General features: G+C 51.1%; 18 protein-coding genes and 1 other RNA gene. 8 read left to right on the top strand and 11 right to left on the bottom strand.

From position 1 onward, the window contains the following. The first annotated feature begins 231 nt into the window (after positions 1-231). On the top strand, positions 232-1,680 hold the full coding sequence (gnd, locus tag ACTHRE_RS07405) for a decarboxylating NADP(+)-dependent phosphogluconate dehydrogenase (protein ID WP_440344937.1): 1,449 nt from the start codon (positions 232-234) through the stop codon (positions 1,678-1,680). Positions 1,681-1,875: 195 nt separating this feature from the next. On the opposite strand, the gene ACTHRE_RS07400 is transcribed toward gnd, so the two are convergent. Further along, positions 1,876-2,826 (bottom strand): D-2-hydroxyacid dehydrogenase, encoded by a 951-nt coding sequence (locus ACTHRE_RS07400; protein ID WP_440344938.1) that lies wholly within the window; start codon positions 2,824-2,826, stop codon positions 1,876-1,878. 128 nt (positions 2,827-2,954) lie between these two features. On the opposite strand from ACTHRE_RS07400, the gene ACTHRE_RS07395 reads away from it, so the two are divergent. Together ACTHRE_RS07395 and dinG are read left to right on the top strand one after the other, a co-directional pair. Further along, positions 2,955-3,173: a DUF2061 domain-containing protein gene (locus tag ACTHRE_RS07395; RefSeq protein WP_003686746.1), complete on the top strand. Its 219-nt coding sequence runs from the start codon at positions 2,955-2,957 to the stop codon at positions 3,171-3,173. A gap of 164 nt (positions 3,174-3,337) precedes the next feature. After that, on the top strand, positions 3,338-5,488 hold the full coding sequence (gene dinG / locus ACTHRE_RS07390) for an ATP-dependent DNA helicase DinG (protein ID WP_440344939.1): 2,151 nt from the start codon (positions 3,338-3,340) through the stop codon (positions 5,486-5,488). 83 nt (positions 5,489-5,571) lie between these two features. On the opposite strand, the gene ACTHRE_RS07385 is transcribed toward dinG, so the two are convergent. Next, positions 5,572-6,027, bottom strand: a complete 456-nt coding sequence (locus ACTHRE_RS07385) for a GNAT family N-acetyltransferase (protein WP_440344940.1) — start codon at positions 6,025-6,027, stop codon at positions 5,572-5,574. A gap of 166 nt (positions 6,028-6,193) precedes the next feature. On the opposite strand from ACTHRE_RS07385, the gene ACTHRE_RS07380 reads away from it, so the two are divergent. Continuing rightward, entirely contained in the window at positions 6,194-6,460 is a 267-nt protein-coding gene (locus ACTHRE_RS07380) for a DUF3079 domain-containing protein (protein WP_003686685.1), read from the top strand. An 82-nt stretch (positions 6,461-6,542) separates the two neighbouring features. Here the strand turns inward: ACTHRE_RS07380 and ACTHRE_RS07375 are convergent, their stop codons facing one another. After that, positions 6,543-7,025, bottom strand: coding sequence for a dihydrofolate reductase (locus tag ACTHRE_RS07375; RefSeq protein ID WP_049349171.1), 483 nt, complete (start codon positions 7,023-7,025; stop codon positions 6,543-6,545). A gap of 197 nt (positions 7,026-7,222) precedes the next feature. Here ACTHRE_RS07375 and ACTHRE_RS07370 point away from each other — a divergent pair, with 197 nt between their 5' ends. After that, positions 7,223-8,020, top strand: coding sequence for a factor H-binding protein (locus ACTHRE_RS07370; RefSeq protein WP_070606566.1), 798 nt, complete (start codon positions 7,223-7,225; stop codon positions 8,018-8,020). An 89-nt stretch (positions 8,021-8,109) separates the two neighbouring features. Here the strand turns inward: ACTHRE_RS07370 and asd are convergent, their stop codons facing one another. After that, positions 8,110-9,225 (bottom strand): aspartate-semialdehyde dehydrogenase, encoded by a 1,116-nt coding sequence (asd, locus tag ACTHRE_RS07365; protein WP_440344941.1) that lies wholly within the window; start codon positions 9,223-9,225, stop codon positions 8,110-8,112. A gap of 241 nt (positions 9,226-9,466) precedes the next feature. Between asd and ACTHRE_RS07360 the strand changes: the two genes are divergently transcribed. Both ACTHRE_RS07360 and mltA read left to right on the top strand, forming a co-directional pair. Then, positions 9,467-10,039: an RDD family protein gene (locus ACTHRE_RS07360; RefSeq protein WP_440344942.1), complete on the top strand. Its 573-nt coding sequence runs from the start codon at positions 9,467-9,469 to the stop codon at positions 10,037-10,039. A gap of 90 nt (positions 10,040-10,129) precedes the next feature. Next, a complete protein-coding gene (gene mltA, locus ACTHRE_RS07355; RefSeq protein WP_293203652.1) occupies positions 10,130-11,452 on the top strand; it encodes a murein transglycosylase A in 1,323 nt (440 codons plus the stop codon). A 107-nt stretch (positions 11,453-11,559) separates the two neighbouring features. Here mltA and rnpB read toward each other — a convergent pair. From rnpB to ACTHRE_RS07320, 7 genes are all read right to left on the bottom strand, one after another. Beyond that, positions 11,560-11,921, bottom strand: an RNA gene (gene rnpB / locus ACTHRE_RS07350) — RNase P RNA component class A. A 53-nt stretch (positions 11,922-11,974) separates the two neighbouring features. After that, positions 11,975-12,682 (bottom strand): hypothetical protein, encoded by a 708-nt coding sequence (locus tag ACTHRE_RS07345; protein ID WP_293203653.1) that lies wholly within the window; start codon positions 12,680-12,682, stop codon positions 11,975-11,977. 54 nt (positions 12,683-12,736) lie between these two features. Continuing rightward, the gene (locus ACTHRE_RS07340; protein WP_049335660.1) at positions 12,737-12,970 is read right to left on the bottom strand and encodes a hypothetical protein; all 234 of its coding nucleotides are present in this window, start codon (positions 12,968-12,970) and stop codon (positions 12,737-12,739) included. Between the two features lie 13 nt (positions 12,971-12,983). Next, the gene (gene ruvA, locus ACTHRE_RS07335; RefSeq protein WP_293203654.1) at positions 12,984-13,568 is read right to left on the bottom strand and encodes a Holliday junction branch migration protein RuvA; all 585 of its coding nucleotides are present in this window, start codon (positions 13,566-13,568) and stop codon (positions 12,984-12,986) included. A gap of 98 nt (positions 13,569-13,666) precedes the next feature. Beyond that, entirely contained in the window at positions 13,667-14,386 is a 720-nt protein-coding gene (locus tag ACTHRE_RS07330) for a septal ring lytic transglycosylase RlpA family protein (RefSeq protein ID WP_293203655.1), read from the bottom strand. Positions 14,387-14,434: 48 nt separating this feature from the next. Continuing rightward, positions 14,435-14,899: a tRNA (uridine(34)/cytosine(34)/5-carboxymethylaminomethyluridine(34)-2'-O)-methyltransferase TrmL gene (gene trmL / locus ACTHRE_RS07325; RefSeq protein ID WP_070461542.1), complete on the bottom strand. Its 465-nt coding sequence runs from the start codon at positions 14,897-14,899 to the stop codon at positions 14,435-14,437. 64 nt (positions 14,900-14,963) lie between these two features. Then, positions 14,964-15,680, bottom strand: coding sequence for a ComF family protein (locus ACTHRE_RS07320; protein ID WP_070712467.1), 717 nt, complete (start codon positions 15,678-15,680; stop codon positions 14,964-14,966). Between ACTHRE_RS07320 and bioH the strand changes: the two genes are divergently transcribed. Beyond that, positions 15,679-16,425 carry a pimeloyl-ACP methyl ester esterase BioH gene (gene bioH, locus ACTHRE_RS07315; protein WP_377073537.1) on the top strand — a complete coding sequence of 249 codons (747 nt, stop codon included), beginning with the start codon at positions 15,679-15,681 and terminating at the stop codon, positions 16,423-16,425. The genes ACTHRE_RS07320 and bioH overlap by 2 nt on opposite strands. Position 16,426: the final 1 nt, after the last annotated feature.

The raw sequence follows: 16,426 nt of genomic DNA, 5'->3' as shown, positions 1-16,426 counted from the left end.
AGTATTTGAAAATTTTTTGTAATAAAAGTTATCAACACGCTGGGGCAGCACTCAATATCATCTTCTATTTATTATTTAAAATCTAATTTATAGTTTGTTTTCCCAAAGGCAAAGGCCGTCTGAAACGTAAAGGCATCTTTTCAAAAAATTAAAAAGTTAAGGATTGTTAAAAAGTTGTAAATCAGCTAGAGTTACGCTTGATAAATTTAATCAATAATGGAGTTTCACTAAATGAAAGGCGACATTGGCGTTATCGGCCTTGCCGTTATGGGGCAAAACCTGATTCTCAACATGAACGACAACGGTTTTAAAGTTGTCGCATTCAACCGTACGACCAGCAAAGTAGATGATTTTTTAAACGGCGCAGCCAAAAATACCAATATTATCGGCGCATATTCACTGCAAGATTTGGTTGATAAATTAGAAAAACCACGCAAAATCATGATGATGGTGCGCGCTGGTTCTGTTGTTGACGATTTTATCGAGCAACTCGTTCCGCTTTTGGACAAAGGCGACATCATTATTGACGGCGGCAATGCCAACTATCCTGATTCCACCCGCCGTACACACGAGCTGGCGGCAAAAGGCATCCGCTTTATCGGTGCCGGTGTATCCGGCGGTGAAGAAGGCGCGCGTCACGGCCCTTCTATCATGCCTGGTGGCGACGAAGCCGCATGGCCTGCCGTTAAGCCGATTTTCCAAGCCATCTCCGCCAAAACGCCTCAAGGCGAGCCTTGCTGCGACTGGGTCGGCCGCGACGGTGCGGGCCACTTCGTCAAAATGGTGCACAACGGCATCGAATACGGCGATATGCAGTTGATTTGCGAAGCGTACCAATTCATGAAAGACGGTTTGGGCCTGTCTTATGACGAAATGCACCAAATCTTCAACGAGTGGAACAAAACCGAACTGGATTCTTATTTGGTCGAAATTACCGCTGCGATTTTGGGTTACAGAGATGAAAACGGCGAACCTTTGGTCGAAAAAATCCTTGATACCGCAGGTCAAAAAGGCACAGGTAAATGGACCGGCATCAATGCCCTCGATTTGGGTATCCCGTTGACCCTGATTTCCGAAGCCGTGTTTGCACGTTGCGTTTCTGCGTTTAAAGACCAACGCGCCCAAGCAAACAGCCTGTTTGGCAAAACCATTACCCCGATTGAAGGCGACAAAGCCGCATGGGTGGATGCTTTGCGCCAAGCCCTGTTGGCATCCAAAATCATTTCTTATGCACAAGGCTTCATGCTCATCCGCGAAGCCAGTGAAAACAACGATTGGGCATTGAATTACGGCAACACTGCCCTCTTGTGGCGCGAAGGCTGCATCATCCGCAGCGCGTTCTTGGGCAATATCCGCGACGCATACGAAGCCAATCCTGATTTGGTCTTCTTGGGTTCTGATCCTTATTTCAAAGGCGTGTTGGAAACCTGTCTGCCTGCATGGCGTAAAGTGGTGGCCAAAGCCATCGAATGCGGCATTCCGATGCCTTGCATGGCTTCCGCCATTACCTTCCTTGACGGCTACACTTCTGAGCGTCTGCCTGCCAACCTGCTGCAAGCGCAACGCGACTACTTTGGCGCGCACACCTACGAGCGTACCGACAAACCGCGCGGCGAGTTCTTCCATACCAACTGGACAGGCAAGGGTGGCGATACCGCTTCAACCACATACGATATCTAATTTGCCTGGGCAAACAAAAGGCCGTCTGAGTATTTCAGACGGCCTTTTTATAGGGTTATCCACAATGAAGAATGAAACAATTTATAGTATTTGATAGATAACTTTATGAAATAAATAAAGATTAATAAAGGCCGTCTGAATATTTCAGACGGCCTTTAAAATTGTTCACAACCTTATCAACAGGTTTTCCATAGCTTAAACCAGATTTTGCGGATTGCCGACCACGAAGCGGTTGATGTTGTCCAAAAGGATGTCAAACAGGCGGTTGGCGGCCTCTTGGCTTGCCCATGCAATGTGTGGCGTGACGATGAGGTTGGGAAGTCGGGCTTTCAGCAGAGGATTGCCGTCGCGCGGCGGTTCTTGTGTCAACACGTCAAAACCTGCACCGCCGATTTGTCCGTATTTCAACGCCGCAACCAAAGCGGCTTCATCGACTAAGCCGCCGCGCCCGCAGTTGATGAGGATGGCGCCGGGTTTCATTTGTTGCAATTCGGTTTCGCCTATCATATTGGCCGTTTGCGGTGTGAGCGGACAATTAAGCGACACGACATCGGCGGAGCGGATGGCTTCGTCAAAGGAAACATAGCCGTCGCGGACGCTTTGGGCATTTTTATGTTCGGCGAACACGACATTCATTTTGAAAGCCTGTGCATAAGTTGCCAGTGTTTTACCGATATTGCCGCGACCGAAAATCGCCAGCGTTTTGCCGTTTAAATCGCGCATCGGTGCGCCGAGGTGGCAGAAAAACGGCGAGTTTTCCCACAAGCCTGCCGCAACGTCGCGCTGATAGGCAGGCAGGTTGCGCATCAGGGTAATCATCATCATAAACGCGTGTTCCGCCACGGATTCATTGCCGTAAGCGCGGATATTGCACACTGCCGTACCGTTTTGTTTGGCGGCCTCAACGTCCACATTGTTGACGCCCGTCGCGGCTAGCGCAATCAGTTTGAGCTGCGGGTTGGCGGCGATGTGTTCGGCGGAAATCACGACTTTGTTGGTAATGATGATGTCCGCACCCCGTATGCGCGCCAGCGTTTCGTGCGCTTCGGTTGTGCCGTAGCTGCTTAATGTGTGCGGAAAATCAAATTCAAACGGGCGGTTGACAAGGGTATCGCGGTCAAGGACGACAATTTGGAGCGAGTTCATAAAATTCCTATCAAAAATAAAATATCGATTTATAAAATCTAAATCAGGATAAAGGATTTAAAATATACGCGTTAGTTGATAATAATTATTATATAGCGATTAAAACATCAATGTATCAGGAAAACAAAATGATTAAAACCATTACATTTGCTATTTTGCATTTCAGCGTCGCATTTAGTGTCGCCTATATTCTGACCGGCAGTATTGGCGTTTCTAGCGCAGTGGCTTTAGTTGAACCCATCGTCAATACCGTCGTCTTTTATTTTCACGAAAAAGCGTGGAACCGCTACGAGAAAAACAAATCCGACAAGCAAAAATTGTGGGTGCCTCTGCATCAGTGCGGCTAAAGTTTCAGACGGCCTTTTGCTTGATTAAAACCGATTATGCCTTTGTGGTTCTCCCATAGCTATAAAAATGCCAAACCCTAAAATAGAGTAAGACTTTACGAAGGCTTCATGAAGGTAAAAATGCTAAAATACGCTATTCTTGCAAACCCATTCAGACGGCCTCAATGCTCACCGATTTAGAAAAAAACGCTATCCGCGACCATTACCAAAACATCGGCAAAAACCTGCCCGGTTTCCGTCCGCGTGCTTCGCAGCGGGAAATGATTGCGGCAATTGCCAACGCTTTTTCGCGGACGTTGACGCGTGAAGAAGGCGAAGAAGCGCCCAAACGCGAGGGTGAGAGCATTGCCGTGATCGAAGGGCCGACCGGCGTGGGTAAATCGTTGGCCTACCTTTTGGCCGGCGGCATCATGGCGCAAACACGCGGCAAACGGTTGATTGTCAGCAGCGCGACGGTGGCCTTGCAGGAACAGTTGGTTGACCGTGATTTGCCGTTTCTGGTGGAAAAAAGCGGTTTGGAGCTGACCTTTGCGCTTGCCAAGGGACGCGGTCGTTATCTTTGCCCGTACAAACTCTATCAACTGACGCAAAACAATGCCCAGCAAAACCTGCTTGGTTTTGAAGCGCCGGAAGTGCTGTGGGACAGCAAACCCAAGCCGGAAGAATTGAACCTGCTGCGCGACATTGCCGATGAATTTTCCGCCCGCCGCTTTAATGGCGACCGCGACACTTGGCCGGAAAAAATCGATGACGCGATTTGGCTCAAAGTGACCAACGACCGCCACGGCTGCCTGAAATCCGCCTGTCCCAACCGTCCGGAATGCCCGTTTTACCTGGCACGCGATGTCTTGGAAACCGTTGATGTCGTCGTTGCCAACCACGATCTTCTGCTTGCCGACATCAGCATGGGCGGCGGCGTGATTCTGCCTGCGCCTGAAAACAGTTTCTATTGCATAGACGAAGCGCACCACCTGCCCAAAAAAGCCCTCAGCCGTTTTGCCGCCGAACATTCATGGAATATTGCCGTTTGGACGCTGGAAAAACTGCCGCAGCTGACCGGCAAAATTGCCGCGCTGACCGATAAAGCCGAACTTGCCAACCTCGCCGACGAAGCTGCCACATCCTTGCTCGACAGCCTGCATGAATGGCAGTTCCATTTGGCGGAAGAGCCGTCTTTAAGTCTGGGGTCGTCTGAAAACGACAGGCGGAAACACAACGAACCGACTTGGCTGTGGGAAGACGGCAAAATCCCTGAAGGCCTTGAAACCACAGTTTCCAATACGGCCATTGCCGCACGCAGCCTGCTCAAACATGTTGTCGGCTTGAACGATGCGCTTTCCGCCGCGCGCCGCGACAAAGAGCAGGACGGCGCGCTCCTTGACCGCCTGACCAGTGAGTTCAGCCTTTTTATCGCCCGTATCGAACAAATCAGCGCGGTTTGGGATTTGCTCTCCACCGTTCCCATTGAAGGCGAAGAGCCGTTGGCGAAATGGATAACCCGCCGTGCCGACGACAAAAACGACTACATTTTCAACGCCAGCCCCATCAGCAGCGCATCACACCTTGCCAACAGCCTGTGGCGGCGCGCGGCAGGTGCGGTGCTGACTTCGGCTACCCTGCAATCGCTCGGCAGCTTCAACCTGATTTTGCGCCAAACCGGTCTGCTGTGGCTGCCCGAAACCACCACGCTTGCTTTGGAAAGCCCGTTTAATTTCGATGCGCAAGGCGAGCTGTATATTCCGCCGGTTCATGCCAGCCCCAAAGACCCTGATGCGCACACGGCTGCCATTGTCGAATGGTTGCCGAAGCTGGTTTCGCCGGTTGAAGCCATCGGCACGCTGGTGTTGTTTTCCTCGCGCAAGCAAATGCAGGATGTTGCCTTGCGCCTGCCTGAAGAATACTTGCCGCTTCTGCTTGTACAAGGCGAGTTGCCCAAGGCTGTCCTGTTGCAAAGGCACCATCAAGCCATTGCCGAAGGCAAAGCCAGCATTATTTTCGGCCTCGACAGTTTTGCCGAAGGTCTTGACCTGCCCGGCACGGCCTGCGTGCAAGTCATTATTGCCAAGCTGCCGTTTGCCATGCCGGATAATCCCATCGAGAAAACCCAAAACCGTTGGATTGAACAACGCGGCGGCAATCCCTTTATCGAAATTACGGTGCCTGAAGCCAGCATCAAATTGATCCAAGCCGTCGGCCGCCTTATCCGTACCGAACAGGATTACGGCCGCGTGACCATCCTCGACAACCGCGTCAAAACGCAACGCTACGGCCAACAATTATTGGCTTGCTTGCCGCCGTTTAAGCGTATAGGGTAGTTGTGGATAATTCAAAGGCAAAGGCCGTCTGAAATCAAATGTTCAGACGGCCTTTTATTCTTTTGCCTTTTATTCTTTTCAAGCTATAAATCCAATTTCATGACGGATACGGTTTCCCCATTGTGCCAAATTTGGGTAATTTCTTTCCAGCCGAACTTTTCATACACGGCTTGCACATCCGGCGTATAGAGAAACAGATGCGGCAAACCCAGTTCGCGTGCTTTATCCAGACAAAACGAAACCAGCTGCCTGCCCACGCCCAAGCCGCGAAATTGCGGCAAAACGAACACATCGCCCAGCCAATATTCGTGTTCGGGAAAACACGCCATATCAAACCGCTTTAATGCTGCCGAACCCATCAGCCGCCCTTCATTATCCACAGCCGCAAACGCCAGCGGCAAGTTATCCCCATTGATGCACTGCGCGTAATACGCACGGATTTTGTCCAAAGACGACCACGGCGCAAAATCGTGCCATTCCTCAAACAGCGCGAGGGCTAAAGGCTCGACAAATTCAGGCTTCAGACGGCATATGTTCATATTGGGTCCTCTTGTTGTACCGCATAGGGATAGTTTTACAGTATAGGCCGTCTGAAAGATTAACACATCTTAAAAAATCAGCGTAAAACACGATAAACCCGCCGCCAGCCCCATTCAAATCACTTATAATTCTGCCCATACCGCACACAAACAAAAGAAGAACATCATGGCCAAGAAATTTCCCATTTTCCCGAAAAATCCCGAGCGTATCTGCTGGGGTTGCGACAAATACTGCAAAGAAGACGATTTGCAATGCGGCAACGGTTGCGAGCGTATCCAACATCCTATCGAGTTGGATGGTCGCGACTGGTATAAAAAAGGCGACTGGAGCAATTTGTTGAGCGAAGAGCAGCAAATCGAACTTGGACTGAAAGAAGCGCCCAAGCCGGCCAAACCGCATATCAAGCTGCCTTTGAAAAACAAAACAGCTTAAACGGTATGCCGTAAACAAACGAAATAAAAAGGCCGTCTGAAACCTGAAAAACAGGGATTCAGACGGCCTTTGCGTTGTCGGATTATGCCTTCACATAATGCACAAACGCGTATTCGATGCCTTTGGCGGAAACATGGTTTTCCCGAGAGGCTTCTTGCCATGTTTCTGTGGAAAACTCAGGAAAAAACGCATCGCCGTCCACATCCAAACCGACTTCGGTCAAACGCAAATCGGTGGCAATCGGCAGGGCTTGTGCATAAATTTGCGCGCCGCCCATGATGATGACTTCTTCAACCCCCTGACACAAAGCCAGCGCATCTTCCAAAGAAGCCGCCGTTTGCGCACCTTCGGCCTGATAATCTTGGCGGGTGATGACGATATTTTGACGGCCGGGCAGCGGCTTGCGCGGCAGAGATTCCCATGTTTTGCGGCCCATAATGACGGGTTTGCCGGTGGTGTAGGATTTGAAGAAGGCAAAATCCTCGGGCAAATGCCAAGGCATGGTGTTGTTGATGCCGATACAGCGGCGGGCGGCATAGGCGGCGATAAGGGTGATTTTCGGCATGATGAAGTCCGTTTGTAAAATAAAACGATTATAGCGGAAGGGATGCTACATTAACGGAATATCCGTTGTTTTAAAAATGTTTCAATATTTATAAAATTAATATTCAAAATGCTTAATTTTGACAAAAATCATTTATTGTTCATTTTTTTAGGTATATGATAAATATCATATCAAATAAAAAAGGAAAGGAAAAAATGATGAGAACCCTCCGCATTTCTGCTTTGACTGCTTCCCTGTCTTTGATGTTGGCTGCCTGCGGCGGCGCAACAAGCGGCTTGTCGAATGCCGTGACCGAGCCGCTCAATCCGCATCCGAAAGGCGTGTTGTCCGTTGAATTGAACGAATCCGTCCCTGAAAACGGTACGTTGGAGCTGACGGCCAACGGTAAAACGCAAACCCTGCAAAAAGGCGGCAAACTCGATACCGGCTTTTTGAAAACCGATAAAGTATCTTCTTACGACTACGCCCAAAAAATCAAGGTAAACGGTCAAGTCATCACTTTGGAAACGGGTGATTTCCAAGTGTATAAACAAAATTATTCCACTGTTGCCGCGCGTTACGCCAAACAAAAAGCCGATGACGCAGGCAAGCTGCAAAACCTCGATACATACACATTCACCGTCGGCGAAGTCCAAGGCGATGAAACCGCTTACCGCAATTTGCCCAAACAAGGCAGCTATCAGTATTCAGGCATTGCGTTTAACGGCGACGACCGCAGCGGCCGTCTGAAATACACCGTCGATTTTGATAAAAAACAAGGTTACGGCAAAATCAGCAGCATGGCTTCCCACAATAATGTCGACCTGCTTGCCGCAGGTATTGCCAATAACAATGGCAAAGCCGCTATCAGTGGTAAAACCAGTTTGAACGGTATCGAAAACGGCCGTTATGATTTGAAACTCTTCGGTCCGCAGGCTGAAGAAATTGCCGGTAAGGCGCAAATCAAAGTTGGCGACTCTACCAAAGAAATCGGTTTGGCCGGTAAGAAAGAATAGGAAATAAGGCCGTCTGAACATTTCAGACGGCCTTATTGTGACAAAAAAAGCAACGGCCCAAACCGTTGCTTTTTTCACGCCAACCTAAATTACAGGCTGCCCAAGATAATGCGCAATACGCGGCGCAACGGCTCGGCAGCACCCCATAAGAGTTGGTCGCCGACAGTGAACGCGCTGATGTATTTGCCGCCCATCTCCAGTTTGCGGATACGGCCGACAGGAACAGACAGCGTGCCGGTAACTTTGGCAGGCGTCAGCTCGTGAATGCTGGCTTCTTTTTCGTTGGGGATGACTTTCACCCAATCGTTTGCACCTGCCAAAATCGCTTCGATTTCAGAAACAGGCAGGTCTTTTTTCAGCTTCAGGGTGAGGGCTTGGCTGTGGCAGCGCATAGAGCCGATGCGTACGCACAAGCCGTCGATTACGGTCGGATTGTCGCTGCGGCCGAGGATTTTGTTGGTTTCCACGCCGCCCTTCCATTCTTCTTTGGACTGGCCGTTGCCCAAGTCCACATCAATCCACGGAATCAGGCTGCCGGCGAGCGGTACGCCGAAGTTGGCTTTCGGATAGTCTTCGCTGCGCAGGAAATCGGACACTTTGCGGTCGATGTCGAGAATCGCGCTGGAAGGATCGGCAAGCTCGTCTGCCACTTTGGCGTGAATCGCGCCCATACCGCTGATGAGTTCGCGCATATTTTTCGCACCCGCGCCGGAAGCGGCTTGGTAGGTCATGCTGGTTGCCCATTCGACCAAATCGTTTTGGAACAAACCGCCCAAAGCCATCAGCATCAGGGAAACGGTACAGTTGCCGCCGATGTAGTTTTTCACGCCGTTTTTGAGGCCGTTGTCGATGACGTTGCGGTTGACAGGGTCGAGGACGATAATTGCGTCGTCTTTCATGCGCAGGGAAGAAGCCGCGTCAACCCAGTAGCCGTTCCAGCCGCTGTCGCGCAGGGGTTGGAAGACGGATTTGGTGTAATCGCCACCCTGACAGGTAACGATGATGTCCATTTTTGCCAATTCGGCAACATCGTTGGCATCCAACAATGTTTTGGCTGCCTGACCGAAATCAGGGGCAGCGCCGCCGACGTTGGAAGTGGTAAAGAAAAACGCTTCGGGAATATGGGCGAAGTCGTTTTCTTCTTTCATACGCTGCATCAAAACAGAGCCGACCATACCGCGCCAGCCGACGAAACCTACTTTCATGTGTTACTCCTTACAAAGAAAATCCGGATAAGTTTATAGTGCATTAACAAAAATCGGAACGGCATCGCCTGCTGCTTTGTTCAGACTTTTGTTAACCCACTATAAAAAAGGGGAAAACAAACGTTTTAACGCCGTCTGCGGAAAATGTAAAGGTTTTTATCGAAATTTTTTAGAATGATGGAAAAATAGGTTAAGATGGCAATGAAATTGCATCTCATTAAATAGCACAGAGGAAGATTAAATGAGCGAAATCAATTTGTCGGATTTGCCTAAAACAGAAATAGTAGATGTCCATATTGCTTCAGTATGGTCACGGGTCGCGGCATATTTGTTGAATAATTTGTTTACTGTTTTGATATGGGTACCATTCATTGTGATGGTAGTTTTCACTTTTGATGAAAGCAAAGAATTAGTTTCGGAGTCTTCTCTTTCTAATACCCCTGACTATGCAGTCATAACATTTTTTATTTCTTTGACTGTCTATTTGATTTTTGGTATCTTCCAATTGTATTACATGAGCCGGGACGGTCAGTCTTTAGGTAAAAAAATTATGGGCATACGGGTGTTAAAAAGTGACGGGAGCAATCCGGGTTTCGGTGGTACGGTTTTGATACGCGAAGTGGCTTGGTCATTTATTGTCGGTATTATAGTCATTGCGGTAATGTTGGTAGTAAATGAAACAGGTGGAGATTTGGTTTCTCTGCTTATGACTTTCATCAACTTCATCATGCTCTTCTCCGTCAAACGCGACCGCCGTACGCTCTACGATATGCTGGCCGATACGGTTGTCGTCAAATTGCCGCCGCGCCGATAAATGGCTTTTTTGTGTTAAAATCAGCACTTTCCAACATAGGCCGTCTGAAAAAATAGCTTTCAGACGGCCTTTCGACACGCTATTGATTCCATGAAAAAACATCTGTACCGCATCACGCTCGTCAGCATTGCCGCGGCCATTCTTGCCGCCTGTCCGAGCAAAAGCATTAAAAACCTTCCCGAAACCGACACCAGCGTTATTAAAGGCCCCGACCGCCCCACCGGTACGCCCGATCCCGTCGGTACGACAGTGAGCGGGGGAGGAGCAAACTACACCGTAGTTTCCTACAACGAATTGCCGCACTGGGACCTCCAACACTTTACCAAAAGCCTGCAGTCTTTCCGCTTAGGCTGTGAAAAACTCAAAAACCGCCAAGGCTGGCAGGACGTTTGTATCCAAGCCATGCAAACGCCGGCGCACCATTTCCAAGCCAAGCACTTTTTCGAGCGCTATTTCACCGCATGGCGCGTCGATAACGGCGGCAATCCTGCCGGCACCATTACCGGCTATTATGAACCGGTCCTGCACGGCGACGACAAATCCACAAGCCAATCCCGTTTCCCTATTTACGGCATTCCGAACGATTTCGTTTCCGTTCCGCTGGCTGCAAACTTGAGGGGCAGCAAAGCCACCGTCCGCATCCGCCAAACCGGCCCAAACAGCGGCGTCATTGACAACAGCGGCACATACACGGCTGACTTGTCCAGATTCCCGATTACAGCACGCAGCACTGCGCTGAAAGGCCGTTTTGAAGGCAGCCGTTTTGTTCCTTACCACACCCGCAGCCAAATCAACGGCGGCGCGCTTAACGGCAAAGCGCCGATTTTGGGTTATGCAGATGATCCGGTCGAACTTTTCTTTATGCACATTCAAGGTTCAGGCCGTCTGAAAACGCCGTCCGGCAAATACATCCGCGTCGGATTTGCCGATAAAAACGAACATCCGTATGTTTCCATCGGCCGCTATATGGCGGACAAAGGCTATCTGCCGCTGGGTCAGACCAGCATGCAGGGCATCAAGGCCTATATGAAGCAAAACCCCGGCCGCCTTGCCGAAGTTTTGGGACAAAACCCAAGCTACGTCTTCTTCCGCGAGCTGACCGGCAGCGGCGATTCCGGCCCGGTGGGCGCATTAGGTACGCCGTTGATGGGCGAATACGCCGGTGCCATCGACCGCCACTACATCACGCTTGGCGCACCATTATTTGTCGCCACTGCCCATCCGACCACCAAAAAAGCCCTCAACCGCCTGATTATGGCGCAAGATACCGGCAGCGCGATTAAAGGCGCGGTCCGTGTGGATTATTTCTGGGGTTATGGTGACGAAGCAGGCGAAGTGGCCGGCAAAATGAAAACCACCGGCTATGTATGGCAGCTCCTGCCCAACGGCATGAAACCGGAATACCGTCCATAAACAGCGGTTTAAAAAAAGGCCGTCTGAAACCAAGATTCAGGTTTCAGACGGCCTTTTTATTTCTATAAAAATGCGGTAGGTTTTAAAAACCTGCCGCGGTATGGGGACATACAGCTCGGACGGTAAGCCGGGTTCTGTCGCGGACAGTCATTCCTCTAGGCACATCATTGCTGGTGTGCTCAAGCAACCTACCCGAACGCTCGGCGAGCAGCGTCATTGCGTTCTGTTTGGTCTTGCTCCGAATGGGGTTTAGCCTGCTGCGCTTTGTTACCAAATGCACGGTGCGCTCTTACCGCACCTTTTCACCCTTACCTGTTTTGCCCGAAGGCAATCATCGGCGGTATTGCTTTCTGTTCCACTTTCCGTCGCGTTGCCGCGCCCGGCCGTTAGCCGGCATTCTGCTCTGTGGAGCCCGGACTTTCCTCCCCGTATGCCTTACGCGATACGCGGCGACTGTCTGTCCGACCTGTATGAGGTGCGGATTATAACACAGCCGCCATAGGGTTCAGACGGCCTAAATATTTATTTTTTCTTTTTAAATGCTATTTCGGTCAAACCCAATTCCTGTGCTTTTTTGCGGACTGCGGATTCGGGCATTTCGCGTGCCAGGCGGCTGGTGCAGTATTCGGTCATGGTGGTGGCGCAGGCTTTGAAGTTGCCGGTAAAGTCGCTGGCGGCACTTAAAAACGGGATGAGGCGGCCGGCCATGATTTCTTCGGCCGGTGCGTCTGTTTGGGCGGATACGCGTCCGGACTCGACCGCCGAGAAGATTTGTTCGGTAAAGCGTCGGGCGAAGTTTTCTTCTGTTTGGCAGTCTTGGAATGTGGTGTTTTCATGTTGGCAGACGAGGGTAACTTCGCCTTGAGCTTCTTGCAGCGGTTCGGCCAAATCGAGTTTGAGGGTTTGCTTGTCGGTTTGCAGCCAGGCGGTGCGGCCTTGGGTTTTGATGATTTTGCCGTAAACGCCGATGGCATCGTTTTTGGGGATGTTTTTCTGTTCGGCAAGTTGCTGGGCCGAGAATAAGGGGGCTTGTTCGGCAAATGCGCCGCCGGTTTCGTGTTTGAAGTAGGCGGCGAGGTCTTGTTTGATGAGGGCTTGGGTCAGTAGTTTTTCGCCTTCGGTCAGGCGGTGTGCAAAGCCGTGTGTTTTGGGGGCGGATGCGGCATCCGTGGTCTTGGTGTCCGGTGTGCAGGCGCTCAGGAGTAAAAGCAGGGGAAGGATGTATTTCATGGTTGGTCTCTCAACAGGCCGTCTGAACCTATAGTTTCAAACGGTCAGCGTTGTTTATCGATAACGATAAACCCGGCGGGGATAAACGGGATAGGCCGGGTAATTGCGGACGGGTTCGCTGTCTTGATAGATGACGGTCGTTCCCGGCGGGGCGTTGATGGTCACGGTTTTGTTGACGGTGGTTTGCGAGTGGACGGGCAGGTCCAAGACGGCGGTGCGCCCATACGGAGTCTCGGTATAGACGCACGCACTTAGAAAGAGGGTGATGCTCAGGGCCAATGCCTTCATGTTTCAGACGGCCTTATTTGAGCAGGTTTTTCAAGGCCAGGCGTACGCCTTCGCCGACTCCCGTGCCTTTGGGAATGCTTTTGGTGGCGGCTTTGGCTTCGCGTTCGTTGTAGCCGAGGGCAAGCAGAGTGTTGATGATGTCTTGGCTTTCGTCGGCAACGGCATCAGGGGCAAACAGGCCGTCTGAAACGGTATGGGATACGAGTTTGCCGCGCAGTTCCAACACCATGCGTTCGGCGGTTTTCTTGCCGATGCCGGGGGCGGAGGAGAGGCGTTTCACGTCTTCTTCGGCGATGGCTTGCGCCAGCTCGTCGGCATTCATGGCCGACAAAATGCCCAATGCGGTTTTGGCACCGATGCCGCTGACTTTGACCAGTTGGCGGAAGGTGGCGCGTTCCTCGGCTGAGGCGAAACCAAACAGCAAATGCGCGTCTTCGCGGACAACAAGCTGGGTGTAGAGATGGACGGTTTCGCCAACGGAGGGCAGGTTGTAGAAAGTCTGCATGGAAACGTCGGCTTCATAACCGACGCCGTTGACGTCGATAACGACCTGCGGCGGATTTTTCTCAATCAATTTTCCTGTGAGCCTGCTGATCATGGTGTTCCCCTGTGATTAAAAAAGGCCGTCTGAAACCTTGCAATCGGGTTTCAGACGGCCTTGTATTGTATCAAACTTCAGCGGTAACGCGGACGAAATCAGATGGCGGATGCCAGGTTCAGATGACGGGCGCGTTCGCCTGCTTCGGCGGCACGTTCTTGGCTGCTGAACGGACCCATTTTGACAACGTATTCGTAGTTGCGTTTTTCAAGCGTGATTTTGCTGTCGGATGGCAGGCTTTGTGCGGTTTGGTTCAAATAAGCCTGTGCTTCGCGTTCGGTACCGAAGGATTTCAAATCAACAAAAAATTCTTTGTTGTTTGGGGTAATAATGGTTTGAGCGGCGGTTTGGCCGGGGATGATTTGTTCAACTTTGACGTTGGCCGTGCCTTGGTTGATGAAACCCAATTGTTGGGCGGCGGCTTTGGAAACATCGATGACGCGGTTGTCGTGGAAAGGGCCGCGGTCGTTGACACGGACGATGACGCTTTTGCCGGTTTGCATATTGGTCACACGTGCGTAGCTGGGAATAGGGAGGGTTTTGTGGGCGGCGGAGAGGGCGTTCATATTGTAACGCTCGCCGCTGGAAGTTTTACGGCCGTGGAATTGGCTACCGTACCATGAGGCTTTGCCGGTTTGGCTGAAAGAGGAAACTTTGGTCAGCGGCGTGTAGCGTTTGCCGGCAACTTTGTAACTGCGGTTGGCAGAAGGATGCAGTTTTTCGACTCGGACCACGCTGTCGGCAACGGCGGCATTGATGGAAAGGACGCCGATGGTGGCGGCGGCTAAGGAAAGGAGGGTTTTTTTGGTAAAAGTCAAAACGGGTTCCGTTCTTGAGTTGATAACGCAGCGGTTTCAGACGGCCTGTTATACGCCGCCGGCAAAACCGTTTTGTCGCCATGCTTCAAACAGAATAACGGCGACGGTATTGGAAAGATTCATGCTCCTGCTGTCGGGCATCATCGGCAGGCGGATTTTTTGTCCGGCAGGCAGGCTGTCGAGAACTTCGGCAGGCAGGCCGCGCGTTTCGGGACCGAACAGCAACACGTCGCCTTCGCGGAAGGAAACTTCGTCGGGTCGGGTAGAACCTTTGGTGGTCAGCGCGAAAATGCGACGGCCTTCAAGGGCCTTGAGGCAATCATCGAAATTTTCATGTACCGTCAGTTTGGCAAACTCGTGATAATCCAAGCCCGCGCGTTTCATTTTGGACGAATCCAGCGGAAACCCAAGCGGCTTGACCAAGTGCAAATCGGCACCGGTATTGGCGCACAGGCGGATGATATTGCCCGTATTGGGCGGGATTTCGGGTTGGTACAAAACTATGGTAAACATATAAATCAATCACTTATAGAGTGGCATAATGCCGAAATGTTCCATGGGTGTCAAAAACTTTAAGCTATTTTTTCATTGGCGGCCGCGCCAAGCTCCAGCAAAAAATCTTACCTGCGCCTGATTTTTTCAGTGTTTTCGCCAATTCGTTTAAAGTCGAACCGGTGGTAAAGACATCATCAATTAACAGAATATTACACGCCTTCGGCAATTCAGTTTTGATTTTAAATGCATTCTTGATATTTCGCCGACGTTCGTCGCTTTTCAGCGTACTTTGCGGCTCGCCGTGCCGTCTGAAAACCGCGTGGCGCGGCAGCAGCGTCCAGCCGTAGCGTTTTGCCAAAATATCCGTCAACACCTCGCTTTGGTTGAATCCGCGCTTGAGCCGCCGCTCTTTGCTCAAAGGCATGGGCAGGACGAAATCGAAGTGTTCCGTCGTTAGCCAGTCCGGTGCGTTTTGGCCCATCAAATCCGCCAACGGCCGGCTCATGCCCAAATCGGCCAAGTGTTTCAGCTCGCGTATCATGCTGCTGACGGGTGGTTCGTAATACAGCGAGGCCCACATTCTATCAAATGCGGGCGGCTTTTTCTGACAACTGCCGCACACTGCCCCGCCTGCGACATGGCGGAAACACAAAGGGCAGCTTTGTGCCGCGTCGATAAAATATTCCGTCAAATCGTTTGCGCAGCCTCGGCAAAGGCCGTCTGAAACGGAATCGTGGCATAATACGCAACGTCGCGCATTGAGCTGTTTCAAACTGCGCCACCAAGAAAGAACATTCATGCCACACTCCGCCAAAAAAGTTTATCTGATACACGGTTGGGCGGCGAACCGCCATGTATTCGACGATTTGATACCGCGCCTGCCTGCCGGTTGGGACGTCCGCGCGCTTGATTTGCCCGGACACGGCGATGCGCCTTTTACCGAACCGTTTGATATTGCCGCCGTTGCCGAAACCTTTGCCGGACAAATCGACACGCCGGCACACATTCTTGGCTGGTCGCTGGGTGGATTGGTTGCCCTGTATTTGACCGCGCTTTATCCCGACAAAATCCAATCGCTCTGCCTGACGGCAAGTTTTGCCCGATTGACTGCCGACACGGATTATCCAGAAGGCTTGGCACAACCTGCCTTGGGCAAGATGGTCGGCGCATTTCAGCAGGATTATGCCAAACATATTAAACAGTTTCTACAACTGCAACTCCTGCACACGCCGCATTCCGGCGAAATCTTAAACCGGGTATTGCCCGATTTGGCGCGCTGCGGCACGCCTTCCGCCTTACAGGCCGCGCTTGAAGCGGTCAACCATGCCGACGCGCGTCCGCTGTTGCCGCTTATTCAAACGCCGTCACTGCTGGTGTTTGGACAGAAAGACGCCATCACGCCGCCGCGCATGGGCGAATATTTACACCGCCATTTAAGCAACAGCGAGCTGGTCCTTATCGACAAAGCCGCACATGCGCCCTTTTTAAGCCATGCCGACGAATTTGCCGAAACCTACCGCAATTTTGTCGAAAAAGCCGTCTGAA

Source organism: Neisseria sp. P0001.S007 (assembly GCF_051963655.1).
Taxonomy (GTDB): Bacteria; Pseudomonadota; Gammaproteobacteria; order Burkholderiales; family Neisseriaceae; genus Neisseria; species Neisseria subflava_A.
This window is presented reverse-complemented; position numbering and strand designations above follow the sequence as displayed.